Annotated in this window: 25 protein-coding genes; 15 read left to right on the top strand and 10 right to left on the bottom strand. The window is 67.5% G+C overall.

Going from position 1 to position 24,315, the window contains the following annotated elements; all coding sequences use genetic code 11:
* Nucleotides 1-10 precede the first annotated feature (10 nt).
* The gene (locus ACLJPD_RS14800; protein WP_410872664.1) at nucleotides 11-1,852 is read right to left on the bottom strand and encodes a glycoside hydrolase family 15 protein; all 1,842 of its coding nucleotides are present in this window, start codon (nucleotides 1,850-1,852) and stop codon (nucleotides 11-13) included.
* 128 nt (nucleotides 1,853-1,980) lie between these two features.
* Nucleotides 1,981-2,568 carry a hypothetical protein gene (locus ACLJPD_RS14795; RefSeq protein ID WP_410872663.1) on the bottom strand — a complete coding sequence of 196 codons (588 nt, stop codon included), beginning with the start codon at nucleotides 2,566-2,568 and terminating at the stop codon, nucleotides 1,981-1,983.
* A 204-nt stretch (nucleotides 2,569-2,772) separates the two neighbouring features.
* On the opposite strand from ACLJPD_RS14795, the gene ACLJPD_RS14790 reads away from it, so the two are divergent.
* The 4 genes from ACLJPD_RS14790 (at nucleotide 2,773) to ACLJPD_RS14775 (ending at nucleotide 7,125) form a co-directional block, all read left to right on the top strand.
* Nucleotides 2,773-3,948 (top strand): Rieske 2Fe-2S domain-containing protein, encoded by a 1,176-nt coding sequence (locus tag ACLJPD_RS14790; RefSeq protein ID WP_410872662.1) that lies wholly within the window; start codon nucleotides 2,773-2,775, stop codon nucleotides 3,946-3,948.
* 34 nt (nucleotides 3,949-3,982) lie between these two features.
* Complete coding sequence (locus ACLJPD_RS14785; protein WP_410872660.1) at nucleotides 3,983-5,161, top strand: acyl-CoA dehydrogenase family protein; 1,179 nt, start codon at nucleotides 3,983-3,985, stop codon at nucleotides 5,159-5,161.
* Between the two features lie 26 nt (nucleotides 5,162-5,187).
* Nucleotides 5,188-6,093, top strand: coding sequence for a biphenyl-2,3-diol 1,2-dioxygenase (bphC, locus tag ACLJPD_RS14780; RefSeq protein WP_410872659.1), 906 nt, complete (start codon nucleotides 5,188-5,190; stop codon nucleotides 6,091-6,093).
* Nucleotides 6,094-6,276: 183 nt separating this feature from the next.
* Entirely contained in the window at nucleotides 6,277-7,125 is an 849-nt protein-coding gene (locus ACLJPD_RS14775) for an IclR family transcriptional regulator (RefSeq protein WP_410872658.1), read from the top strand.
* An 18-nt stretch (nucleotides 7,126-7,143) separates the two neighbouring features.
* On the opposite strand, the gene ACLJPD_RS14770 is transcribed toward ACLJPD_RS14775, so the two are convergent.
* Entirely contained in the window at nucleotides 7,144-7,776 is a 633-nt protein-coding gene (locus ACLJPD_RS14770; protein WP_410872657.1) for a Dabb family protein, read from the bottom strand.
* Nucleotides 7,769-8,116 (bottom strand): hypothetical protein, encoded by a 348-nt coding sequence (locus tag ACLJPD_RS14765; RefSeq protein ID WP_410872656.1) that lies wholly within the window; start codon nucleotides 8,114-8,116, stop codon nucleotides 7,769-7,771. Before ACLJPD_RS14765 ends, ACLJPD_RS14770 begins: the two co-directional genes overlap by 8 nt.
* 140 nt (nucleotides 8,117-8,256) lie before the next feature.
* On the opposite strand from ACLJPD_RS14765, the gene ACLJPD_RS14760 reads away from it, so the two are divergent.
* Nucleotides 8,257-9,231 (top strand): alpha/beta hydrolase, encoded by a 975-nt coding sequence (locus ACLJPD_RS14760; protein ID WP_410872655.1) that lies wholly within the window; start codon nucleotides 8,257-8,259, stop codon nucleotides 9,229-9,231.
* 54 nt (nucleotides 9,232-9,285) lie between these two features.
* Here the strand turns inward: ACLJPD_RS14760 and ACLJPD_RS14755 are convergent, their stop codons facing one another.
* Both ACLJPD_RS14755 and ACLJPD_RS14750 read right to left on the bottom strand, forming a co-directional pair.
* A complete protein-coding gene (locus ACLJPD_RS14755; RefSeq protein WP_410872654.1) occupies nucleotides 9,286-9,573 on the bottom strand; it encodes a putative quinol monooxygenase in 288 nt (95 codons plus the stop codon).
* A gap of 39 nt (nucleotides 9,574-9,612) precedes the next feature.
* A complete protein-coding gene (locus ACLJPD_RS14750; RefSeq protein WP_410872653.1) occupies nucleotides 9,613-10,167 on the bottom strand; it encodes a TetR/AcrR family transcriptional regulator in 555 nt (184 codons plus the stop codon).
* A 224-nt stretch (nucleotides 10,168-10,391) separates the two neighbouring features.
* Here ACLJPD_RS14750 and ACLJPD_RS14745 point away from each other — a divergent pair, with 224 nt between their 5' ends.
* Nucleotides 10,392-11,426: a Rieske 2Fe-2S domain-containing protein gene (locus ACLJPD_RS14745; protein ID WP_410872652.1), complete on the top strand. Its 1,035-nt coding sequence runs from the start codon at nucleotides 10,392-10,394 to the stop codon at nucleotides 11,424-11,426.
* The gene (locus ACLJPD_RS14740) at nucleotides 11,423-12,508 is read left to right on the top strand and encodes a dihydrodipicolinate reductase (protein ID WP_410872651.1); all 1,086 of its coding nucleotides are present in this window, start codon (nucleotides 11,423-11,425) and stop codon (nucleotides 12,506-12,508) included. The genes ACLJPD_RS14745 and ACLJPD_RS14740 overlap by 4 nt, the downstream gene beginning before the upstream one ends.
* 24 nt (nucleotides 12,509-12,532) lie before the next feature.
* Here ACLJPD_RS14740 and ACLJPD_RS14735 read toward each other — a convergent pair whose 3' ends face one another.
* Entirely contained in the window at nucleotides 12,533-13,228 is a 696-nt protein-coding gene (locus ACLJPD_RS14735; protein WP_410872649.1) for a PadR family transcriptional regulator, read from the bottom strand.
* Between the two features lie 128 nt (nucleotides 13,229-13,356).
* Here ACLJPD_RS14735 and ACLJPD_RS14730 point away from each other — a divergent pair, with 128 nt between their 5' ends.
* Nucleotides 13,357-13,863 (top strand): flavin reductase family protein, encoded by a 507-nt coding sequence (locus ACLJPD_RS14730; protein WP_410872648.1) that lies wholly within the window; start codon nucleotides 13,357-13,359, stop codon nucleotides 13,861-13,863.
* A 45-nt stretch (nucleotides 13,864-13,908) separates the two neighbouring features.
* Here ACLJPD_RS14730 and ACLJPD_RS14725 read toward each other — a convergent pair whose 3' ends face one another.
* Complete coding sequence (locus ACLJPD_RS14725) at nucleotides 13,909-15,540, bottom strand: flavin-containing monooxygenase (protein WP_410872647.1); 1,632 nt, start codon at nucleotides 15,538-15,540, stop codon at nucleotides 13,909-13,911.
* Between the two features lie 186 nt (nucleotides 15,541-15,726).
* On the opposite strand from ACLJPD_RS14725, the gene ACLJPD_RS14720 reads away from it, so the two are divergent.
* The 6 genes from ACLJPD_RS14720 (at nucleotide 15,727) to ACLJPD_RS14695 (ending at nucleotide 21,357) form a co-directional block, all read left to right on the top strand.
* Nucleotides 15,727-17,262: an FAD-binding protein gene (locus ACLJPD_RS14720; protein WP_410872646.1), complete on the top strand. Its 1,536-nt coding sequence runs from the start codon at nucleotides 15,727-15,729 to the stop codon at nucleotides 17,260-17,262.
* Nucleotides 17,263-17,365: 103 nt separating this feature from the next.
* Nucleotides 17,366-17,737 carry a nuclear transport factor 2 family protein gene (locus ACLJPD_RS14715; RefSeq protein WP_410872645.1) on the top strand — a complete coding sequence of 124 codons (372 nt, stop codon included), beginning with the start codon at nucleotides 17,366-17,368 and terminating at the stop codon, nucleotides 17,735-17,737.
* Between the two features lie 11 nt (nucleotides 17,738-17,748).
* The gene (locus ACLJPD_RS14710; protein WP_410872644.1) at nucleotides 17,749-19,410 is read left to right on the top strand and encodes an FAD-dependent oxidoreductase; all 1,662 of its coding nucleotides are present in this window, start codon (nucleotides 17,749-17,751) and stop codon (nucleotides 19,408-19,410) included.
* 10 nt (nucleotides 19,411-19,420) lie between these two features.
* Nucleotides 19,421-19,678 carry a hypothetical protein gene (locus tag ACLJPD_RS14705; RefSeq protein WP_410872642.1) on the top strand — a complete coding sequence of 86 codons (258 nt, stop codon included), beginning with the start codon at nucleotides 19,421-19,423 and terminating at the stop codon, nucleotides 19,676-19,678.
* 21 nt (nucleotides 19,679-19,699) lie between these two features.
* Entirely contained in the window at nucleotides 19,700-20,491 is a 792-nt protein-coding gene (locus tag ACLJPD_RS14700) for an SDR family NAD(P)-dependent oxidoreductase (RefSeq protein ID WP_410872641.1), read from the top strand.
* Entirely contained in the window at nucleotides 20,488-21,357 is an 870-nt protein-coding gene (locus ACLJPD_RS14695) for an alpha/beta fold hydrolase (RefSeq protein ID WP_410872640.1), read from the top strand. The genes ACLJPD_RS14700 and ACLJPD_RS14695 overlap by 4 nt, the downstream gene beginning before the upstream one ends.
* Before the next feature lie 72 nt (nucleotides 21,358-21,429).
* Here ACLJPD_RS14695 and ACLJPD_RS14690 read toward each other — a convergent pair whose 3' ends face one another.
* Complete coding sequence (locus tag ACLJPD_RS14690) at nucleotides 21,430-22,257, bottom strand: mycofactocin-coupled SDR family oxidoreductase (protein WP_410872639.1); 828 nt, start codon at nucleotides 22,255-22,257, stop codon at nucleotides 21,430-21,432.
* Between the two features lies 1 nt (nucleotide 22,258).
* Complete coding sequence (locus ACLJPD_RS14685) at nucleotides 22,259-23,056, bottom strand: mycofactocin-coupled SDR family oxidoreductase (protein ID WP_410872638.1); 798 nt, start codon at nucleotides 23,054-23,056, stop codon at nucleotides 22,259-22,261.
* A gap of 192 nt (nucleotides 23,057-23,248) precedes the next feature.
* On the opposite strand from ACLJPD_RS14685, the gene ACLJPD_RS14680 reads away from it, so the two are divergent.
* Nucleotides 23,249-24,304 carry a 2Fe-2S iron-sulfur cluster-binding protein gene (locus ACLJPD_RS14680; protein ID WP_410872637.1) on the top strand — a complete coding sequence of 352 codons (1,056 nt, stop codon included), beginning with the start codon at nucleotides 23,249-23,251 and terminating at the stop codon, nucleotides 24,302-24,304.
* Nucleotides 24,305-24,315 lie beyond the last annotated feature (11 nt).

The raw sequence follows: 24,315 nt of genomic DNA, 5'->3' as shown, positions 1-24,315 counted from the left end.
GGGTTTCGGGTCAGTGTGCCGAGTGTGGTTGGGATTCGACGCGGTCGAGCTCTTCATCGAGGGCGATGGCGGCGGCGATCAGGGCCAGGTGGGTGAAAGCCTGGGGGAAGTTGCCCAGTTGTTCGCCGGAGGGGCCGATCTCCTCGGCGAACAGGCCGACGTGGTTGGCGTAGGTGAGCATCTTGTCGAAGGCGTAGCGGGCCTGTTGCACTCGGCCGGTTCGGGCGAGGGCTTCGACGTAGTGGAAGCTGCACAGATTGAAGGTGCCTTCGGTGCCGCGCAGGCCGTCAGGTGATGCATCGGGGTCGTAGCGGTAGACCAGGCTGTCGCTGACCAGCTCCTTGTCCATCGCGTCGAGCGTGCTCAGCCACATCGGGTCGCGCGGGGACAGGAATCCCATCCGCGGCATGAGCAGCAAGGAGGCGTCCAGTACGTCGGTGGCGTAGTGCTGGACGAATGCTCGACGTTTCTCGCTCCAGCCCCGGTCGATGATCTGCCGGAAGACCGCATCGCGTTCGCCTGTCCAGCGGGCGATGTCGGCGGGCCGGGCGTTCTCGGTCGCCATGCGGATGCTGCGGTCGAAGGCCACCCAGGTCATCAGTCGGCTGTAGGTGAATTCCTGGCGGCCGCCGCGGGTTTCCCAGATGCCCTCGTCGGGGCGGTCCCAGTTGTCGGCGAGCCAGTCGATGAGGCCGGTGAACGTCCGCCAGCCTGCGATGCCGGCCATTCCGGTGGCCTGCGCCAGCGCGTCGGCGGCCTCGCCATAGATGTCGAGCTGGATCTGATCTGCCGCTCCGTTGCCGAGCCGAACCGGCGCCGAACCCTGGTATCCCTCCAGGTGGGTCAGGGTCACTTCCTCCAGGTGGGGGTCACCGTCAACGCGGTACATGATCTGCAAGGGCTCGCCGGAGGCAGTGCCGCCCGCGTCGACGCGGTCACGCAGCCAGTTACGGAAGGCGTAGGCCTCCTCGGTGAAACCGAGGTCGGTCAACGCCCGTACCGACAGCGACGCGTCCCGGATCCAGGTATAGCGATAGTCCCAATTGCGTTCGCCGCCGATCTGTTCGGGCAATCCCATGGTGGCCGCGGCGATCGGGGCGCCGCTCGGGGCGTAGGTGAGAAGTTTGAGGGTGATCGCGGAACGGTTGACCATGTCGCGCCAGCGTCCGCGGTAGGTGGACGACCGCAGCCAGGTCTGCCAGAAGAAGCGGCACCGGTCGAATTCGTCCGCGATCGACTCCCACGCGGGCGCCGCCGAGACAGCCGCGCCGACGGAGGCGGTGGTCAGTACCACGGCGGCGCGCTCGCCTGCGGACAACGTGAAGCGCGCGGTGATATCCGCGCCGTCGGGGTCGAGTGCGATCGCGTCGGTGGCCTGCAAGTGGAGATCGGCTGTGGAAGAACGGAAGACGGCTGTTCGTTCGTCGGTCAGATCGAGGGTGTGGGTGGCGCGGGCGTAATCGAACCGGGGGCGGCAGGCGAGGGTGAAGGTCAGACTTCCGCGCACCACCCGCGCGACCCGAACCAACCTGTGCCGCGCCGCGGGTTCGGTGCCCCTGATCGGTTCCATGAAGTCGGCGACCTCGCCCACGCCGTCGGGCCCGGAGAACCGCGTCAACAGAATGGCGGTATCGGGTAGGTACAGCTGCCGGATGGTCACCGCGCTGGCGGTGGGTTCGACGGCGAGTGAACAGTGTCCGCCCTTCTCGCTGTCGAGCAGCGACGCGAACACACTCGGCGAATCGAAGCGCGGCGCGCACCACCAGTCGATCGTTCCGTCGGCCGATACCAGCGCCGCTGTCTGCAGATCACCGACGATGCCGTGCTCGTCGATCGGCGGGTACGAGTTCACGCGCGCTCCTCGCGTCGGACCGCTCGTCCGGGCGGTCGGCGAGATTCAGCCAACCAGGCACCGTCGAGGCCGACCTCACCCGGAACGGGTGAATCCCGTGCTGGGATCGGCACAGTGGCGGGCCCGGATCAGTCCACTGGCACGGTGAAGGTAGCCCAGGCGCGGACGACGATGTTGCCCGCGGCGTCGGTGCCTGCCAGGGTGACGTCCACGCGCGATTCGCCGTCCTGCACATAGCTCTGGACGATCTGGCCCGAGCAGGTCATGATGTCGCCGGGCGGCAGCGGTCGCACCGATCTGGTGCGGAAACGGCGGATCGACTCGGCGCCTAGCCAGTCGGTGGCGTAGGTCGCCAGCAGGGCCGCGGACTGTGGTGAAACCCGCTCGGCCGCAAGGGTTTCCGCGGCTGCCCACGACTCGGCGACGAGGCCGCCGGTGCGGTCGAAGTATCGGGTCAGCGACTCCGCGGCGGCGACGACGGGCTGGCCGGGGGTGCCCGCGCGGATCGCGGTCAGCTGGTCGCCCGCGCGCGGCGGCGGACCGAAGAACCGGTGATCGGTCTCGACCCGCTCCCCCGTCGCGGCTCCGTCGGCGGGCAGGAAGGTCGGCGGGACCACGGGCCGATCGGCGAGCCGATAGGCCGGATTGTCGGAGCGCGCGGCTTGTGCGAACAGCCGGATGGCATCGGTGTCCAAGACCACCGCGACGTTACCCATGATTCACTCCTGCTCGTCGAAACCCGATGCCGTCACCGTAGGGCGGTGCGCAGACTGTGATCGGTTCCTCTCCCGGTCATCGGGACGTCGGTCCACCGGCACGAAAACATGTCCGCTGACCGGGAACACGACGCCCCGCCGACCCCCGCGCGGCGCGACCATCAGCGCAGCTCATCCCCACTCCGTCCGAACATGGAGGTTTCGATGCCGGAGAACTCGCCGAACGGCCGATCACAGGACACCACCACCGACTATCGGCAGATCGAGGCCGCCGCGGCGCCGACTCGATTCGCCCGCGGCTGGCACTGCCTCGGCCTGCTCTCGTCGTTCCGCGACGGCCGACCGCACGAAGTGAAGGCCTTCGGCACCATGCTCGTGGTGTTCGCGTCCGAATCCGACGGCGCGCTGAACGTGCTCGACGGCTACTGCCGTCACATGGGCGGCAACCTCGCGCACGGCACCATCAAGGGCGATTCCATCGCCTGTCCGTTCCACGACTGGCGCTGGGGCGGCAACGGCAAGTGCACGGCCATTCCGTACGCGCGCCGAGTGCCGCCGCTCGCCAAGACCCGCACCTGGCCGACACTCGAACGCAACGGCCAGCTCTACGTCTGGCACGACCCGCAGGGCTCCAAGCCCACCGACGAGGTGACCATTCCCGAGATCGAGGGCTACGGCACTCCGGAATGGACGGACCTGACCTGGAATTCGATTCTGATCGAGGGCTCGCACTGCCGCGAGATCGTCGACAATGTCGTCGACATGGCGCACTTCTTCTACGTGCACTACTCGTTCCCCCGCTATTTCAAGAACGTCTTCGAGGGCCACGTCGCCACCCAGTACATGCGCTCGACCCCCCGCCACGACGTGACCGTCGGCACCAGCTACGACGACCCGGATTCCGCCCTGCGGTCGGACGCGTCGTACTTCGGGCCGTCTTACATGCTCGATTGGCTGTGGAGCGAATCGAACGGGATGACAATCGAGACGGTGCTCGTCAACTGTCACTACCCGGTCGACGAGAACTCGTTCGTGCTGCAGTACGGCGCGATGGTCAAGAAGCCGCAGGGCATGTCCGACTCCGACGCCAACGCGATGGCGGCGCAGTTCGCGCAGGGCGTCGAGTACGGCTTCGAGCAGGACGTCGAGATCTGGAAGAACAAGGCGCCCATCGACAATCCGTTGCTGTCGGAGGAGGACGGCCCGGTGTATCAGCTGCGCCGCTGGTACAAGCAGTTCTATGTCGACGTCGACGACGTCACCGAGGACATGACCACGCGGTTCGAGTTCGAGATCGATACCGAACGCGCGGTGACGAGCTGGGAGGCCGAGGTGGCCGACAACATCGCCCGCGGCGCCGTCGTCAACACCATGTCCTGACCCCAACCCCTCCGAACAGAAAGCATCACCGACGATGACCAGAGTTCTCGACAACATCGCCGCGATCGCGGACAAGCTGCGCGATCAGGCCCCGGAGGCCGAGCGTCTCGGGCAACTCCCCGATGCCACGGCGCAGCTGCTCAAGACGGCGGGCCCGATCCGCCTGCTGCAGCCCAAGAAGTACAGCGGGTTCGAGGCGCATCCACGCGAGTTCGCCGAGACGGTGATGGCCACTGCCGCACTCGACCCGGCCAGCGGCTGGATCGCCGGCATCGTCGGCGTGCACCCGTGGCAGCTGGCCTTCGCCGATCCGAAGGTGCAGGACGAGGTGTGGGCCGACGACCACGACACCTGGATGGCCTCGCCCTACGCGCCGACCGGAATCGCCCGTCCGGTCGACGGCGGCTACATCTTCAACGGCCGCTGGCAGTTCAGCTCCGGCACCGACCACTGCGACTGGATCTTCCTGGGCGCCATGCTCGGTGACACCGAAGGCAAGATGGCGATGCCGCCGACGATGCTGCACATGATCCTGCCGCGCCAGGACTACCAGATCGTCGAGGACTCCTGGAATGTGGTCGGCCTCAAGGGCACCGGGTCCAAGGACATCATCGTCAAGGACGCGTTCGTGCCCGACTACCGGGTGATGAACGGTGACCACGTCATCGACGGCACCGCGCAGAAGGAGTACGGCGTCACCGAGACGCTGTACAAGATGCCGTGGTCGACGATGTTCCCGCTGGGCATCAGCTCCGCGGTGGTCGGCATCGCCGAGGGCGCGCTGGCCGCGCACCTGGACTACCAACGCGACCGGGTCGGCGCGCAGGGCACCGCGGTCAAGGACGATCCGTACGTGCTGTTCGCCATCGGCGAGGCCGCCGCCGACATCAACGCCGCCCGCCAGGAGCTGCTCGCCAATGCCGACAAGATCTTCGACGCGGTCGATGCGGGCAAGGAGATCAGCTTCGCCGAGCGGGCCGCAGTCCGGCGCACCCAGGTCCGCGCTGCCTGGCGCGCGGTCTCTGCCGTGGACCAGATCTTCGCCCGCTCCGGCGGCAACGCCATGCGGATGGACAAGCCGCTGCAGCGCTACTGGCGCGACGCGCACGTCGGCCTCGCCCACGCCATCCATGTGCCGAGCACGGTGTACCACGCCTCGGCCGTCAGCTCCCTCGGTCTCGAGCCCGCGGACAACCTGCGCTCGATGATCTGACCCGAATACCAAGAAGGACAACGGAAATGACAGACATCAAAGGCCTCGGCTACGTCAAGATCCAGACCGCCGACATGGACCGGTGGCGCAAGTTCGCGTTCGAGGTGCTCGGTTTCGCGCAGGGCAGCGGGCCCGACGAGGACGCGCTGTACCTGCGGATGGACGAGCGCGCGGCGCGGATCACCGTCGTGCCGGGTGACAGCGACGAAATCGTGACGATCGGCTGGGAGGTCCGCGACCATACCGCGCTGGTCCGCGTGCAGGAAGCCGTGACCGCGGCCGGGATCGCGGTGAAACCGCTGTCGGTCGAGGAGGCCGACGCTCGCCGGGTCGAGGAGGTCGTCACCTTCCAGGACCCGACCGGCGCCACCCTGGAGATCTTCCACGGCGCGGTGCTCGACCACAGCCCGGTGGTGACCCCGTTCGGCGGGCGATTCGTCACGGGCGCACAGGGTTTGGGCCATGTCGTGCTGCCGACCATGGACCCCAACGGCGCGTTCGGCTTCTACACCGACGTGCTCGGGTTCCTGCCGCGCGGCGCCTTCCGCATCCCGGCGCCGCCGGAGTTCGGGCCCATGCGGGTCCGGTTCCTCGGTGTCAACGAGCGCCACCACAGCCTGGCGCTGTGCCCGGCTCCCCACAGCGGTGCGCCCGGCCTGATCCACATCATGGTGGAGGTCGACACCCTCGACGCGGTGGGTCAGGCCCTGGATCGGGTGACCAAGGACGGCTTCTCGGTGTCCTCGACGCTGGGCAGGCACACCAACGACAAGATGGTGTCGTTCTACGTCCGCGCGCCCGGCGGCTGGGACATCGAGTTCGGCACCGACGGCATGCGGGTCGACGAGACGTACTACAGCGCCGAGGAGATCACCGCCGACAGCTACTGGGGCCACGACTGGTCCGGCAGCGAGCCGCTCGCGGCGATGTAGCACGCCCGCGAACAACCCACGACGGCCCCTGGCCCGAGCACATCGCTCGGCCAGGGGCCGTCGTCGTTTTCATACGAAACCGCCGAATCATGTGACAACGACCACAGAGGATGGTATGAATAGGTATATGCCTAATCGAAATATTCGAGTGGGCATCAGCTCGTAGATCCGAATGGAGAGCTCATGGTCATCCAGGCCGAGGCCACCACCCCGAGCGCGATCCTCGATCGCGCGTCCCTGCTGCTCGACGCCTTCGACGGCCCGGGCAGGCTCACGCTCGCCCAGATCGTCCGGCGCACCGGTCTACCCCGGTCCTCGGCGCATCGCATGCTCGATCGGCTCGTGCAATTGCGCTGGCTACGTCGCGAGGGACGCGATTACGAGCTCGGCATCCGGTTGATGGAACTCGGGTCCCTGGCCGTGCATCAGGACCGGCTGCACCGTGCGGCGATGCCGTTCCTGCACGAGCTGCACCGGGTCACCGGCTTCGTCGTGCACCTGGCCGTGTTGGACGGTCCCGATGTCGTGTATCTCGACAAGGTCGGCGGTGAGCTGTCGGCGGTGGTGCCCACTCGCGTCGGTGGCAGGCGGCCTGCGGCCTGCACCGCGGTCGGCAAGGCGATCCTGGCCTACTCCGACGAGCGCCACATCGCCGAAGCCCTGGCAGGACAGTCCAGTACGCGGACCCGCTACTCGATCACCAACAAGGCCCAGCTCGACACCGAACTGGACAAGGTGCGCGCGCACGGAATCGCCGTCGAGCGCGAGGAATCGCTGCCCGGCTTCGGCTGTATCGCGGCGCCCATCGGTGATCTGGGCGAGGCCGCGGTGGCGGCGGTGTCGGTGTGCGGGCCGGTGGATCGGATGCTGTTCGATCACCGTCTCAGCGCGCCGGTGCGCACGACCGCGCTCAATATCTGGCGCCACGTCGACGACGGCCGGGTGCGGGTGCACCCGACGTTGCAGCAGCATCCTCGTCCGCTCGGGACTTCTCGGCCGTACGCGGACCAGCGTGGGCCGCGTACGGCGTGATCCCGCGTCCCGGAGGTGTCAGACCGGACGATTCACACAGAAGCTGTGACAGATGCGGTCGCGGACGATCACGTCCGGGCATTCGGGATCGAACCAGCGGTCGACGTGTGCCCAGTGGACGGGATGCATCAGGTAGGGGCCGGTGAGCGCGTCGAGGTCGGTGAACTCCTGCTCCCAGACATGCGTCCACGGCGAGAGCCCGGTGCCGCGGGTGACCCGGCTCAACTGCCAGGAGCGGATACCCGGAAGGTAGCCGGGCATCCGCAACAGTTCGGCTTCGAAGCGCTCGACCGTCGCGCGCGGTATGTCCGGGGCGACGCGTAGCAGCAGTACCCGGTAGACCGATCCGGTAGCGCCCGGCTCGGCGATTCCCGCTGTGCCGCCCTGATATTCGGCACCGTCGACATGAATGACCGGGCTCCCGCGCAGCAACGCGTCCACTTCGGCCACGGGCCCCGTCCAGTCGGCGGAATGGTCGAAGCGCAAGTGGACCAGGACATCACCACCGTTGCGCACGCCCGGCAATGTGGGCTCGACCAGTACCCGACGCGCGGCCGGGGCGGCGATCTCACGCACCCGAGTCATCAACCGGTCGCGCGCCGTGGCATCGGTATCGGGTGAAAGATGAACCAGCCGAGTCACTTCAAACATCGCCGAGCCTGTCGATATCGGCAGCGAGCGCACCGGTCGAGCGAGTCCGTTCGACGATCAGTTCCGCCGCCGAGGCCCACCACTGCCGCACCGACTCGTCGCCACGTCCCTGCCAGGTCATCGCCCACCAGCCCTGCGCACCGTCGAGCACCCAACTGGCGATGACCGTGTTCGACTCGTCCGGAAACCAGACCGGCGGACTCACCACGATCCTGTCGAGGGTCATGCCGCGTTCGCGCGCACCCGGGACGTAATCGCGCAGATACGCGTCGACGAATTCCCGGGCCCGCCCTGGCTTGGTCACTACGGTGTCGATCACATATACCTTCGTGGCTTCCATCCACCGACCGTAGGCAGCCCTGCGACAGGCATCGACCTGGTGTTTCCGCCCAGTGGGAGAACGCGGTTCGGATCGTGGGGGCGCGACTTTACGGTGAGGCCGACGACGTTCGATTCCGTCGCCGAAAACCAGGAGGACCAGTGACTGTGCGAACTTTCCCGACCACCGGGCCGGGTGCGGTTCCTGATCCGGAAGTCGCGGCCATGCTCGCCACACTCGACGCCGGATTCCCCGATGTCGCCACGATGACGGCGACCGACGTGCGTGCCGCGATCCGCGCCAGACGTGCTCCGCTGCAACGACTTCCCGACATGCGCGAGGCACGCGACATCACCATCGACGGGCCCGGCGGGCCGCTGGCACTGCGGGTGTTCCGACCCCATCACGACGGCGGGGCGCTGCCGGTGATCGTGTTCGCGCACGGCGGCGGCTTCGTCTTCTGCGATCTCGACAGTCACGACGAATTCTGCCGCTCGATGGCGGCCGGTGTCGGTGCGGTGGTGGTCTCGGTCGACTACCGGCTCGCACCCGAGCACGCCGGGCCCGCGGCCCATGACGACATGTTCGCGGCGTTGCGGTGGGCCGCGGCCAACGCCGGTGCCCACGGCGGTGATCCGTCGAGGATCGCGCTGGCCGGTGACAGCGCGGGCGGTAACCTCGCGGCCACGGTGGCCATCGCGGCCAGGGACAACGGTGGTCCTCCGGTCGCCGCGCAGATCCTGATCTATCCGGTGATCGACGACGATTTCGAGACCGAGTCCTACCAGCGATTCGGTACGGGCCACTACAACACGACCAGCGCCATGCGGTGGTACTGGCGCAACTACGCCCCGCACGGCACCGACGACGCGCGCCTTGTCCCGACCAGGGCGGACTCGCTCGCCGGCCTACCGCCCGCGGTGGTGATCACCGCCGAACTGGACCCGCCGTGTTCGGCCGGGGACACCTACGCCCGGCGCCTGGCAGCCGACGGCGTCGCGGTACGTCATCGCCGCTACAACGGACTGTTCCACGGCTTCCTCAGCATCCCGTCGCTGTCCGCCACCGCCACCGCGCGCACCCAGATCTGGGCGATGGCGCGCGAGATGCTCGACCTGCCCCGCAACCCGCGTTGATCGGCACCGATAGCGCCCACTCCCGGGATCGCCGCCCGGCGTGGCAGTTCGAGTTCAGACTGCGGTGAAGTACTCGATCTTCGGCGCAGCCGCCAGCAAGGGTGCCATCAACTTGCCTGCCGCGCGGAAATGCTCGGACCGGCCGTGGGCTTCGACAGCGGCGTCGTCGGAATACAGTTCGAAGAACCGGTAGTGCTCGGCATCGGTGCGCGAACGCACCAGCTGATAGGTCAGATTGCCCGGCTCATTGGCCTTGATCTGTGCGATGAGATCGGCGACGACGGATTCGAACTCCGCACCCGCACCGGCCTTCACGGTGACCTCGGCGATGACTGCGATCATGATTTCTCTCCTTTTCGTGCGACAGTACGCGAGCCTCGCTCAGGCTCGCAGATAGGCCACGATGCTGCCGGTGAGCCCTGCTAGGGCATCCTCGAGGTTGCCGTAGGTGCCGAGCGTGCGTTCGGAGGTGATGCCGCGCATCGCCGCGGGGATCAGCGCGGCCACCTGCCGCACCCTGACCGGGTCGACCCCCAGATCCGCGAACGCACGTTGGCAGGCCTGGTCCCAGTTCGGTTTCCACGACGACAATTCCGCGGCGGTGAGCGGGAACTCGCGTTCGAGTTCGGCCTGCTCACGCGGCAGTGCGGCGCGCAACGTCTCGATGGCCAGTGACTCCGGCGTGCGCAGGCCGACGGCCATGGTGTCGATGATGGCGGCGACGCGTTCGTGCAATGTCCCGTCCGGCCGCAGGTTCGCGGGCAGGTCGCCGCGTTTGTCGGCGGTGTAGCGCAGCACCGCGGCCCACAGTCCGTCGATATCACCGAACTGGTACTTGACCACACCCCAGGTGGCACCGATATCGCGAGCGATGCGATTGCCCGATACCGCTGCGGGATCGCCGGTGGCCAACGACGCGATAGCCGCCTGGATCATGCTGTCTCGCGATTGGATACCGCGCCTGTTCGCGCGTCGCCCACCGATCGCCGGTTCTGTCACGAGGATCGACTATAGCTGCCATGAGCTGCACCATCTAGTTTCACTGAACCCTCTTGTATTTTTTGATAGAGGGTTCTATTCTAATCTCGTTCTGTGGTCGGCATCACACCGAACAGCTCATCACCGCGTCGGCATGTGCCGGGTGCCGCTGGAGGATTTCGATGGCCAGAACACCCCTGCCGATGGAACCGACGGGCTGGTTCCAAGTGGCGTGGTGCACCGAGATCACCGTCGGCACCGTCCACCGGATGAAGTACTTCGGGCGCGAAATGGTCGCCTGGCGTTCGGCTTCCGGCCGGATCGCGGTATTCGACGCCTATTGCGAGCATCTGGGTGCCCACCTCGGTTACGGCGGGCATGTCGAGGGCGAGAATCTCGTGTGCCCGTTCCACGGCTGGGAATGGAACCGCGAAGGCCGCAATGTCTGCATCCCGTACGAGAGCCATCCGAACAAGGGCCGCCGCATCCGCACCTATCCCGTGGTGGAACGCAACGAGGCGGTGTGGATCTGGTACGACACCCAGGGCCGGGCACCACATTTCGAAGTGCCCGATATCTTCGCGGACTTCGGCGACGACAAGACCGCCGCCGACTACTACCCGCCGGTCCCCGCCGCGACGCTCTATCGGCAGCGGCTGGAACTTCATCCGCAGTACGTGCTGGAGAACGGTGTCGACTTCGCCCACTTCAAGTTCGTGCACAAGACACCGTTCGTCCCGAATTTCACTCGCCACGACTTCTCCGGGCCGGTGTCGTTCGTGGACTTCACCATCGCCTTCGACGCGGGCATCGCCGAGAACGACGTCAACAGCGGCGTCGAATCGATCAACGCGGGTTTGGGCTGCACGGTCACCAAGAGTTGGGGCATGGTCGACAACCGCACCATGCCCGCGGTGACACCGGTCGACGATGCCACCTCCGACGTCCGCTTCACCGTCTGGATCGGACGCGAACCCGGCGACGACAGCCCCGAGATCACCACCTACGGCAAGACGATGGCCGCCTACATCATCGAGCAGTTCGCAGCCGACATCCATATCTGGGCGCATCAGCGCTACTCCGACCCACCAGCGTTGTCGCGCAGGGAATTCGACGGGTTCACCGCGCTGCGCGCGTGGGCCGCCCAGTTCTATCCCGACAACGGCGCAGGCACAGATCCCGACCGACGACCCGCGACACAAGGACGTACCGCATGAGCACCTCCGGCAGAGTCCGTGTATTCCAAGTGGCGACCGGCAATCTCGGCACCGAGATGATCGGACGCATCCAACAGCATCCCGATCTCGAACTGGTCGGACTGCACTGCTACTCGCCCGACAAGATCGGACGCGACGCCGGCGAGATCGTCGGTATCGGTCCGATCGGCGTAACCGCCACCGGCTCGGTCGAGCAGATCCTCGCCGCACGCCCCGACGTCCTGACCTTTCACGGCGTATTTCCCGACGAAGACCTCTACGAGAAAGTCCTCGAGGCAGGCATCGATGTGGTGACCACCGCGGACTGGATCACCGGCTTCCACCGCGACACCAACCATCCACACCCGTCCGGCAGAAAGGTCAGCGAGGTGATCGCGGCCGCGTGCGAGCGCGGCGATTCCACCTTCTACGGCACCGGCATGAATCCGGGACTGAGTCAGATCCTCGGAATCGTGCATACCGCCGATGTTTCCGAGATCGAGAACATCACCGTCACCGAGTCGGTCGACGTCTCGTGTCACCACTCGGTCGACACCTGGAAGGCCGTCGGGTACGGGCGCCCGATCGACGACCCCACGATCGGGGAATCGCTGCACAAATACACCGCGGTCTTCGCTGACGCCGTCTACCTGATGGCCGATGCCTTCGGCCTCGAACTCGACGAAGTGCGGTTCGGGTACGAACTCGGCGCCTGCACCGAGGACGTCGATCTCGGCTGGTACTTCCTGCCGAAAGGGTCATTGGGCGCCAACTACATCAAGTACCAGGGCATGGTCGACGGCGTCGCGCGGGTGGAATCACATCTCGAATGGCAGATGACCCCGCACACCGATCCGGCGTGGGATATCAAGGGCTGCTACATCACTCAGGTGACCGGCGATCCCAACATCTACAGCAAGCACATGATCTTCCCGCGCAAAGGGTTCGACCTGTCGGATCCGCGGAACTTCGCCTCGATCGGCATGACGGTGACCGGGCTGCCCGCACTCAACGCCATCACATCGGTGGTTGCGGCACCCTCGGGAATCATCACCAGCGCGGATCTCCCCTTGCGAGCCTTCGCGGGACGCTTCAAGATCTGAAAACAGCCCCAGGGGAAACGCGGCCTAGTCTGCCGGGTCGTGCCGCTCGAGTACTTCTGCGCGCACACGCTGCTCGATCTCGCGCCAGCGGCCCGGCGTCGGATGGGGGTATTCGGCGCGGTCGTCGTGTTCGGCGTCCGCCAACACGGTGGCCGCGTTGTCGATGTCATCGATCAGCTGCTGGGCGAGGTCGCGTTCGGTCGCGTAGTGGCGCTGCGCCCATTGCAGCACGAGCTGCGAGTAGGCCCAGCCCGGTTCGGATTTCGCGGCCTCGGCATCGATCGCGGCACGTTGGGCGAGTTCGTCGACGTCGGCGATATGGTCGTGCAGGATCTGCTTGAGCCGATCCGGGGACCCGAGATGGCCGAACATGACGCGCAGCAGCACGTGGTGTTTGAGTACCGACGGATCCACGGGTGCCTTGTTCCACCACGTGGTCACCGCGGCCCGACCCTCCGCGGTGATCTGGTACAGCCGCCTGGCACGCATGGTGTTGTCGGGATCGAGACGCGAGCTCGCGAAGCCGTGCTGTTCGAGCTTCTTCAGCTCGGCGTAGATCTGGCTGTAGGACGGGGTCCAGTAGATGTAGCGCAGGCTCCAGTCGGCCCATTTCTTCAGGTCGTAACCGGAGATCTCCTCCTCGTAGGAGAGCATGGCGAGCACCGCCCAGCTGGTCGGCGGCAGGTTGGGCACGCCGGAGTCGGGGTCGGAGGTAGCCATTGCCGCATATTAGCAACCGGTCTTCTCGCAATTCGCCCCTCGACAACCACTGACCGGGAGGCCGTCTTGAGCCGATCCCCGATCTTCCCGGATTCTGGACGCATCGAATTCCGTTCGGAAGGACCTCTATGAATGCGGACAACGTCGTCGTCGACGCGGGTATCCCTGCTCCCGCGGAGCTGCGCCGAGTGCTCGGGCACTTCGCGACCGGCGTCGCGGTGATCGCCGCCCATGACGGGACGCGACCGCTCGGCTTCACCTGTCAGTCGGTGGTGTCGGTGTCGCTTGACCCGCCGTATGTGTCGTTCTGCCCGGCCAAGAGCTCGACCAGCTGGCCGCTGCTGCGCCGGGTGGGCGCGCTGTGCATCAACATTCTGGCGCAGGAGCAGAGCGCGCTGTGCCGCCAGTTCGCGGTGAGCGGGGCGGACAAGTTCGCGGGCGTCGAGTGGGACAGGGCTGGCAACGGCGCGCCCGCGCTGGTCGGCGCGCTGGCCCAGATCGAGGTGACGGTGAAGCTCGAGCACGACGCGGGCGATCACACGGTGGTGCTCGCCCGCGTCGGTGACCTGCGGGCTACCGAGGGTGCCAGGCCGCTGCTGTTCTACAAGGGTGGGTTCGGCGGCTTCGCGGCCTGACACGACGACGGGGTGGTCCGCAGCGGACCACCCCGTCGTCGACTCTCACGCCTCGATGACGTCGAAGCCCTTGTACCCGGCGGCCGCGACCTCGGCGATGATCTCGCCGTAGACGCCGAACCCGCCGACGAAGGGCATGAACACCCGCGGCCTGCCCTCGATGTTCGCACCCAGGTACCACGAATTCGCCTGTGTCATCAGCGTTCCCGCGGCCCGGTTCCCGCATTCCTGAACCCAGTCCGCCACCGCGTCCGCCCGCGCCTCGAGCGCCGCCGCTCCCCTCTCGTCCAGGAAGCCGATGGCTTCGGCCACCCAGTCGACGTGCAGTTCCGAGTGCAGCACCATGTTGGCCAGCACCGACGGACTGCCGGGGCCGGTGAGGTTGAACAGGTTCGGAAAGCCCGTCATCCCCAGTCCCAGATAGGTCTTCGGCCCTTCCCGCCAGGCCTGGTTGAGCGTCTCGCCACCCCGTCCGACGATGTTCATCCGCGATACCGAGCCGGTCATCGCGTCGAATCCGGTCGCGAGCACGAGGGTGTCGAGCCGATAGTGGGTGTCGGTGGTGTGCACGCCCGTGGCGTCGATCCGGGTGATCGGGGTCGCCTTCAGGTCGACCAACTCGACATTGTCGCGATTGAAGGTCTGGTAGTAGTTCGTGTCGGTGCAGATCCGCTTGGTGCCGATGGGGTGGTCGTGCGGAACGAGCAGATCGGCGACGCGCGGGTCCGCGATCACGGCCCGCACCTTCTCCTCCCAGAATTGGCGGGCGGTGTCGTTGGCGGCGAGGGAGGTGAGCTGGTCCGGGAAGGTCTTGCTGAACAGCACACCGCCCAGCGCCCAGCGCTTCTCGTAGGCTTCGCGCCGTCGCTGCGCGCTCACCGCGATCGCCGATTCCGGATGCGCCTGGTGCGGCGATCCGCCGCCGCTGGCCATCGAGAGCCGCCTGCGCTCGGGATAGTTCGCCTTCTGCGCCAACCGGTCCTGCTCGGTCAGCGGCGTATTGCCCGCGGGCACACTGTAATTGGCGGTGCGCTGGAACACGTGCAGCCGCTCGGCTTGTTCGGCCACGCACGGGATCGTCTGGATGCCGGAGGATCCGGTGCCGATCACGCCGACCCTGCGGCCGGTGAGGTCGACCCCCTCGTGCGGCCAGTGCGAGGTGTGCAGGAGCTGCCCGGCGAAGGTGTCGAGTCCGTCGATGGCCGGGGTGTTGGCGTTCGACAGCGGGCCGGTGGCCAGCACGACGAACCGGGCCGAGACCACGCGGCCGGTGTCGGTGTCGACCTGCCAGCGCAGCGTCTGCTCGTCGAGCACGATATCGGTGACGCGGGTGTTGAACTCGATGTCGCGGCGCAGGTCGTAGCGGTCGGCGACGTGCTCGAGGTAGGCCAGGATCTCGGGCTGGGTGGCGTACTTCTCGCTCCAGTCCCACTCCTGTTGCAACGCGTCGTCAAAGGAGTACGAGTAGTCGACGCTCTCGACATCGCAGCGCGCGCCCGGATACCGGTTCCAGTACCAGACGCCGCCCACTCCGTCACCGGCTTCGAACACCCGCACGGTGAGACCGCTGCCGCGGAAACGGTGCAGCGCGTAGAGGCCGGCGATGCCCGCGCCGACGACGACCACGTCGACGTCGGCCTGGCCTTTCGCTGGTGCCGATGGGGTCTCGGGGTTCACAGTGCCTACCTTTCGATGGAGACCGGTTTCTCTGCGGGCGACGCTAAGGACGCGCACCGCGTTCGAGCAGGCCCCCTTCCCGCTGACCGGCACATTTCGCCCTCCCGGTGATCGGGAGATCCACCCCACCACCGCGGGCGCGCGGCCTACCGTCGAGCACAATTCGAGGTGGTACCAGGAGGAACGATGGTGGACTGGAACGACGAGGTCGATGTGCTGGTCGCGGGGTCGGGTGGCGGCCTGGCCGGCGCCTACACCGCCGCCCGCGAGGGACTCAGCGTCGCGGTGGTCGAGGCGACCGACAAGTTCGGTGGCACGACGGCGTATTCGGGCGGCGGCGGAGTGTGGTTCCCCTGCAACCCGGTGCTCGAGCGGGCGGGCACCGACGACACCATCGACGACGCGCTGACGTACTACCGCGCCGTGGTCGGTGACCGCACGCCGGACGAGTTGCAGCAGACCTACGTCCGGCGGGGTCGCGATCTCATCGAATACCTCGAAACCGACGATCATTTCGCGTTCATGCCACTGCCGTGGCCGGACTACTTCGGGAAGGCGCCCAAGGCCCGGCTCGACGGTCAGCGCCACATCATGCCGACACCGCTGCCTGCCGCGGAGCTCGGCCCGCTGCGCGAGTCGCTGCGCGGACCGCTCGACACCGACCGGCTCGGCGCGCCACTGCCGGACCTGCTGATCGGTGGTCAGGCGCTGATCGGGCGGATGCTGCGGGCGATCTCGAGCTATCCGCACGCGCAGCTGCACCTGGATTCGCCGCTGGTGGAACTGGTGGTCTCCGACGGTGTGGTGACCGGCGCGATCGTCGAACGCGACGGTGCCAGGGTCGCGATCCGCGCGCGCCGCGGCGTGATCCTCGCGGCGGGCGGTTTCGAGCAGAACGCGGCGCTGCGCGAGCAGTACGGCGTGCCCGGCGACGCGCGAGACACGATGGGGCCGTGGGGAAATCAGGGCAAGGCGCACGAGGCGGGCATCGCGGTGGGCGCCGATACCGATCTGATGGATCAGGCGTGGTGGTCGCCCGGACTGACCCATCCGGACGGGCGTTCGGCATTCGCGCTGTGGTTCACCGGTGGCATCTTCGTCGACCAGCAGGGCAATCGTTTCGTCAACGAGTCGGCACCCTATGACCGGCTCGGTCGCGATGTCATCCGGCAGATGCGCGAACGCGGGCTGACCCTGCCGTTCTGGATGGTCTACGACGACCAAGAAGGCGAGGTGCCACCGATCAAGGCCACCAATGTCTCCATGGTCGAGACCGAGAAGTACGTCGAGGCCGGGCTGTGGCACACCGCTGACACCCTCGCCGAACTCGCCGCGAAGATCGGTGTGCCCGCGGCGAACCTGGAGGCCACCGTCGAGCGGTTCAACGCGATGGTCGCCACCGGCGTCGACCCTGATTTCGGACGCGGCGACGAAGCCTACGACCGCGCGTTCTCCAATGGCGAACCGCCGCTGGTGACCATCGAGAAGGGCCCGTTCCACGCCGCGGCGTTCGGCATCTCCGATCTGGGCACCAAGGGTGGCCTGCGCACCGACAGCGCGGCGCGGGTGCTCGGCCGCGACGGCGCACCGATCCCCGGCCTCTACGCCGCGGGCAACACCATGGCCGCCGTGAGCGGCGAGGTGTACCCCGGCGGTGGCAACCCGATCGGCGCGTCCATGCTGTTCAGCCACCTCGCCGTCCGCCACATCCTCGGCGAATGACCCACTCCCGGTCTCTCCCGCTGGTCGGGAGAGACCGGGCCCCTCGGGCCGCGAACTGTGGTTCGGTTCACCTACTCACCCTTACTACTTCAGGAGCGACACGATGGCTTCAGCGGACGACATTCGCGCGACGGTGCGCAAATATGTGGAGGCCGTCGGCAGCGGTACGGCCGCCGACGTCGTCGCCCTCTACCGCGAGGACGCGACGGTGGAGGACCCGGTCGGCACCGACCCGTACGTCGGCCATGCCGCGATCACGAAGTTCTACGAGAACATCGAGCCACTGGAGCGCTCGACCGAACTGTTCACCATTCGCGTCGCGGGCGACAGCGCCGCGTTCAGCTTCCGGGTGGTCACCAAGTTCGGCGAGCAGACCTTCACCCTGGATCCGATCGATGTCATGACCTTCGACGAGGACGCCCGCATCGTGAGCATGCGCGCGTTCTGGTCCCAGGACGACATGGTCGTCGGCTGAGCGAGGCGAGAATGACTGTGACAGAACAACACTGGGATCACGAAGTCGGCTTCCTCGTCGTCGGCAGCGGCGCGGGCGGGCTGACCGCCGCGCTCGCCGCCGCCGACCGCGGCCTGGACACGCTGATCATCGAGAAGGCCTCGGTCTACGGCGGCAGTACCGCACTCTCGGGTGGCGGCATCTGGGTGCCCAACAATCCGACCCTGCTGCGCGAAGGCCTTGGCGATTCCCGTGCCGACGTGCGCGCCTACCTCGACGCCGTCGTCGGCGATCGCGTGCCGACCGACAACCTCGACGCCTTCATCGACGAGGGCCCGAAGATGCTCGCGTTCCTCGAAACGAGCCCGCACCTGCGTTTCCAGTGGTGCACCGGCTATTCCGACTACCACCCCGAAGCACCGGGCGGTCGGCCCGCGGGCCGGTCCATCGAGCCGCTGCCGGTCGATCTCAAACAGCTCGGCGCGGACGAGGATCTCCTGCGTCCCGCCGCGCTGGCGACGCCGCCCGGACTGTTCATCACCTCCAAGGACTTCGTCCAGCTCAATATGGTGACCCGCACCTGGAAGGCACGCTGGACCGCGCTGCTGACCGGGCTGCGGGCGATCAAGGCGATCGTGTTGCGCAGGCACATGGACACGCTCGGCCGGGCACTGATCGCCCGGCTGCGGCTGGCGGTGCGCGATGCCGGGGCGCCGCTGTGGCTCGACACCCCGCTGCGCTCGCTGATCACCGACGACACAGGCGCGGTGCTCGGTGTCCTCGCCGAACGCGACGGCCGGGAGATCCGGATCAGGGCGCGCGACGGTGTGCTGCTCGCCACCGGCGGTTTCGAATACAACCAGGCCATGCGCAAGGACCACCTGCCCGAGGGCGGGCGCGACAATTTCAGCGCGGCGTCGGCGGACAACACCGGCGACGGCATCATCGCGGGTGAAAAAATCGGCGCGGCAGTCGATCTCATGGACGACGCGTGGTGGATGCCATCGTTCCAGCGCCCGGAAGGCATCAACCAGGTGCTGGTGGCGGAGCGGTCGATCCCGCGCTCGATCATCGTCGACAGCGCGGGCAAGCGCTTCACCAACGAAGCCTCCCCGTATGTGACGTTCGTGCACGCCCAGCTGAAGGGCGGCCATGATCCGGCCTGGCTGATCTTCGACGCGAAAGCCAAGAGCCGCTACCCCATCGGCGGCATTGTGCCCGGTCAGAAGTTCCCGGCCTCATGGACGTCTACCGGCCTCATTCGGTCCGCACCCGACATCGAGGGACTCGCCGCCGCGATCGACGTGCCCGTCGACGCGTTGCGCGAGACCGTCGGACGCTTCAACGGTTTCGCCCGCGAGGGGCACGACGCGGACTTCGGCCGCGGTGTCAGCGCCTACGACAACTACTACGGCGATCCGACCCTGGCCACCCCCGCACTCGATGCGCTGGACAAGGGCCCGTTCTACGCGCTGCGCGTACGGATCGGCGACCTCGGCACCAAGGGCGGACTGGTCTACAACGCCGACGCCCAGGTGCTGCGCGCCGACGGCTCCCCCATCCCCGGCCTCTACGCCGCGGGCAATACATCGGCGGCGGTGATGGGCAACGACTACGCCGGTGCGGGCGCGACGATCGGTCCGGCCATGGTGTTCGGCTACATCGGCGCGCGCCATGCCGCCGGCGAGCGATAGGCGGGCGGCCGTGCAACCCGTCGAATGCGCCACCTGCGGTAACAAGGTGCTGGCAGAGAAATTCAGTCCGAGCCACACCAGTATCCAGTGGCTCGACGACGCCGAGTCCTCGTGCCCCGAGTTCGCTCGACGCGCGGCACTCGGTGAGCACAGCAGCTGGATCCCCACCTGCCCCGCCCTGCGCGATTCCATCGAGAATGCCGTCCGCGCAGGCGTATTGGCGACCGATCAGCTCCGCCACGAACCGGTTCCCGGCCGACTCGGCTGACACCAAGACCAGGAGACAATGATGAACAGACTCGACAATCACCGGACGCTGGTCACCGGCTCCGCATCGGGCATCGGCCAGGCCACCGCGCTGCGGCTGCTCGACGAGGGCGCCATGGTGGTCGCGGCCGACGTGTCGGCCGACGGTCTCGCCGCGACCAGCGCACAGGCCGCCGAGCGCGGCACCGCGGACCGGCTCAGCACCCTTGTCCTCGATATCGGCGACGAACAGTCGGTGATCGCGGGCGTTCGATCCTCGGTCGAGTCCCTCGGCGGACTGGATTCGCTGGTGAACGCGGCGGGCATCCTGCGCGCCTCGCACACCGAGCAGACCTCCCTCGACCTGTGGGACCTGATCATCCGGGTGAACCTCACCGGCACCTTCCTGGTGGTCCGCGAGGCACTGCCCGCCCTACTGGCCAATCCGCGCGCGACCGTGGTGAATTTCAGCTCCACCTCGGCGGCGTTCGCGCACCCGTACATGGCGGCGTACGCGGCGAGCAAGGGCGGCATCCAGTCCTTCACCCACGCTATCGCCCTCGAATACGGCGGCAAGGGCCTGCGTGCGGTCTGCGTCGCGCCCGGCAGCATCAAGTCCGGGATCACCGACGCCACACCGGGATACGTGCCCGCCGACGCCGACTGGGCACTGTTCGGCAAGCTGTCTCCCGTCCTGCCGACCGACCGCGAATCCGGCGGTGCGGGCATGGGTGACCCGACCGCGGTGGCGGGCGTGATCGCGATGCTCGTCTCCGAGGACGGTGCGTTCATCACCGGCACCGAGATCCGCATCGACGGCGGTACCCACGCGTGACCGACCTGAGCTACGAGGGCACGCTGCGCGAGATCGCTACCGACGCAGGCGTTCTGCGCTATCACGAGGCGGGCGAGGGTCCGCCGCTGCTGCTCCTGCACGGATCGGGACCCGGCGTCACCGGGTGGCGCAACTTCCGCGGCAATCTCGCTGCCTTCACGGACCGATTCCGTTGTCTCGTCCTGGAATTCCCCGGTTTCGGGGTGAGCGACGACTTCGGTGGCCATCCGATGGTCACCGCGCTCGACGCGGTGGGCCGTTTCGTCGACGCGCTCGGTCTGGACAGCGTCGACATCATCGGCAACTCGATGGGTGGCGGGGTGGCGCTCAACTACGCCATCGCCCACCCGGAGCGGGTCGGCAAGCTGGCGACGATCGGCGGTATCGGCCGCAATCTGTTCAGCCCCGGGCCCGGCGAGGGCATCAAGCTGCTGCAGGAGTTCACCGAGGAACCCACCCGCGAGCGGCTGATCCAGTGGCTGCATTCGATGGTGTACGACCCGGCGATGGTCACCGAGGAATTGATCGAGGAGCGCTGGACCCAGGCCACCGATCCCGCGACCCTCGACAGTGCCCGCCGGATGTACAGCAAGGCCGCGTTCGCGATGATGATCAAGGCCATGGAGGCCTCGGACGCACCGCCGCCGTGGGCGATGCTGCACAAGGTCAAAGCGCCGACGCTGATCACCTGGGGGCGCGACGACCGGGTGAGCCCCCTCGATATGGCGCTGATCCCGATGCGCACGATCCCGCGCGCCGAACTGCACGTGTTCCCGAATTGCGGGCACTGGGCGATGATCGAACGCAAGAACGAATTCGAGTCGGCGGTACTGGCTTTCCTCACGCGCAAGGACGCTGCACGCTGAACAACCGAATGCGCGGGCCGCCATTTCGGCGGCCCGCGCATTCGTTGTTTCCGCGGTTAGCTGTTTCCGCGGCTAGCGCTGGGTGCTGCCCGCGTCGATGGGCAGGGTCACCGCGGTGATGTAGCGGCCCTCGTCCGAGCCGAGGAACAGGGCGGCATTGGCGATGTCGACCGGGTCGACCCACGGGATCGGCAGCATGTTCATCGACACAGCCGCCTCCGCAAACTCCTCGCGGGTGGGATTCTCCCGGTCGGGCCGGAACACCTTGCGCACCATGTCGTTCTGGATCATCGGGGTGTCGACGTTGGTCGGATGCACCGAGTTCACCCGGACATGGTGCGGGGCGAGCTCTTTCGCGAGCGAGCGCATCAGTCCCACCACCCCGTGTTTGGCGGCGGTGTAGTGCGCGACGCCGACCAGGCCGCGCAGTCCGGCGATCGAGCTGGTCAGGATCATCGCGCCGCCACCGCGCGCGATCAGATGCGGGGTGGCGGCCTTGCACGTCTGCCACACGCCCGTCAGGTTGACGTCGATCATCGTCTGCCACTGCAGTTCGGTCAGCTCCAATGCCGCACCGCTGGAACTGATTCCAGCGGTGGCGCAGACGATGTCGAGACCACCCAGCTCCTCGACAGCGGCGTCGACAGCGGCCCGTAGCGCCGCGCCGTCGCGGACGTCGACCGTCGCGGCGACGATCCGCGCGCCGGTCGCCTCGACCGCACGCACGGTCTCGGCGAGGTCGTCGGGGGTCGCACCCGGCGACACCACCGTTTCGACCGGTCCGCAGATATCGACCGCGACGATGTCGGCACCTTCCTCGGCCAGCCGGATCGCCTGTGCGCGCCCGATGCCGCGCGCGGCGCCGGTGATCAGCGCGATCTTGCCCGAAACCCGTCCCATGTCACACCTTCTGAGTAAGTCCGGCATCCACCACGAGTTGAATTCCCGTCACGTAACGGGACTCGTCGGATGCGAGGTAGAGCACGGCATTGCTGATGTCGACCGGATCCACCCACGGCACGGGCAGAATCGTGCGACGGGCCAGCGCCTCCGCCGCGTCCTCCCGAGTGGGATTCGGCAGGTCGGGGCGCAGTTTGGCGTACACGGTGTCGTTGAGGATCATCGGCGTGGCGACCGAACCGGGATGCACGGTGTTCACCCGGATCCCGCGCGGGCCGAGTTCGTTGGCCAGGGTGCGGGCGAGTCCGACCACGGCGTGCTTGCTCGCCGAGTAGTGCGCGGCTGCAGCCGCGCCGATGATGCCGTTGGTGGAGCTCACGATCACGACCGAGCCACCGTCGGTCAGGGCCGGAACGGCCGCGCGCACGGTGTGCCACATGCCGGTGAGGTTGATGTCGATGGTGCGTTGCCAGGCCTGGTCCGACAGTTCCCAGGACAGGCCGAGGTCGGTGTAGATGCCGGCGTTGGCGACGATCACGTCGAGGCGGCCCAGTGCGGCGACGCCGTCGGCGACCGCCACGTCCAGGGATGCCTGGTCACGCACGTCGGCGACGCCGGTGACGCACTGGCGACCGGTTGCCTCGACTTGCTGTGCCGTCTCGGCCAATTCGGCCGCGGCGGCCTCGATGTCGAGTGCGATGATGTCGGCGCCTTCCTCGGCCAGCCGACGGCAATGGGCTCGGCCCATTCCCCCGGCCGCGCCGGTCACCAGCGCGACGGTGTGCTGCATGCGGTTCATCGGGCGCCCCCGGAGTATCTGGTGTCCACGAGCCCGACGCTAGGGGCGCCGCCCACGACATCTGCCCTGGTCTTCCCGGTCAGCGGGCAGTACCCGGCGATCTCCCGACCACTGGGAACCCGGGCTCCGCACCGACGCCGTTCCTGCGACGGTTGCTGCGCAACGCCGGTTCTGTGATCGAGGAGGACACCAGTGACGAGGGCGACTGTCGACGTTCCGCGTGGCTCGCGGGTGGTGACGCTGCGGGTATCGGCGGTGATCGAGGAGACCGCCGACGCGCGCTCGCTGGTGTTCGATGTGCCCGAAGCGATCGCGGAACGCTTCGCCTACCGGCCGGGCCAGTTCCTCACGGTGCGCATCCCGAGCGAGCGGACCGGACCGGTGGCGCGCTGCTATTCGCTGGCGAGTTCGCCGTTCACCGGCGATCCGCCGCAGGTCACGATCAAACGCACGGTCGGCGGCTACGGCTCGAACTGGTTGTGCGACAACATCTCCGTCGGCGACACCCTCGATGTCCTGCCGCCGCAGGGCACCTTCACCCCGGCCTGTCTCGACAGCGATCTGCTGTTGTGGGCGGCGGGCAGTGGCATCACGCCGCTCATGTCGATCCTGCGCTCCGCCCTGGCCCACGGTGCGGGCCGGGTGGTGCTGTTCTACGCCAATCGCGACCAGGAGTCGGTCATCTTCGCCGACGCCCTGCGCGATCTCGTCGCGCGGTATCCGGGCCGAATCACCGTGGCACACTGGCTCGAATCGCTCCAGGGGCTACCCACGGCGGCCCAGTTGGCCGATTTCGCCGCGCCCTATTCGGCCTTCGAGTCGTTCGTGTGCGGGCCGGGCCCGTTCATGTCGGCGGTGACCGGGGCGCTGTCCGGTGCCGGGTGGCCGCGCGAGCGCGTCACCACCGAGGTGTTCGTCTCGCTGTCCGGTGATCCGTTCGCCGAGCCGGAGCCGCTCGACCCCGTCGACTCCGAGGACGCCGCGCGTGTGGAGGTGGAGCTCGACGGGGCGGTGCACACGCTGAGCTGGCCGCGCTCGCGCACCCTCGTCGACGTCATGCTCGCCGACGGGCTCGATGTTCCCTATTCCTGCCGCGAAGGCGAATGCGGTTCGTGTGCGTGCACCGTCGTCGACGGCGAGGTCACCATGACCGACTCGGCGATCCTCGATCAGGACGACATCGACGCCGGTTACACCCTGGCTTGCCAGGCTCGTCCGCGCACCGATCAGGTCCGTATCCGCTTCTGAGGCGAAAGGTG

The organism is Nocardia sp. A7 (genome assembly GCF_046549215.1).
GTDB lineage: Bacteria > Actinomycetota > Actinomycetes > Mycobacteriales > Mycobacteriaceae > Nocardia.
This window is presented reverse-complemented; position numbering and strand designations above follow the sequence as displayed.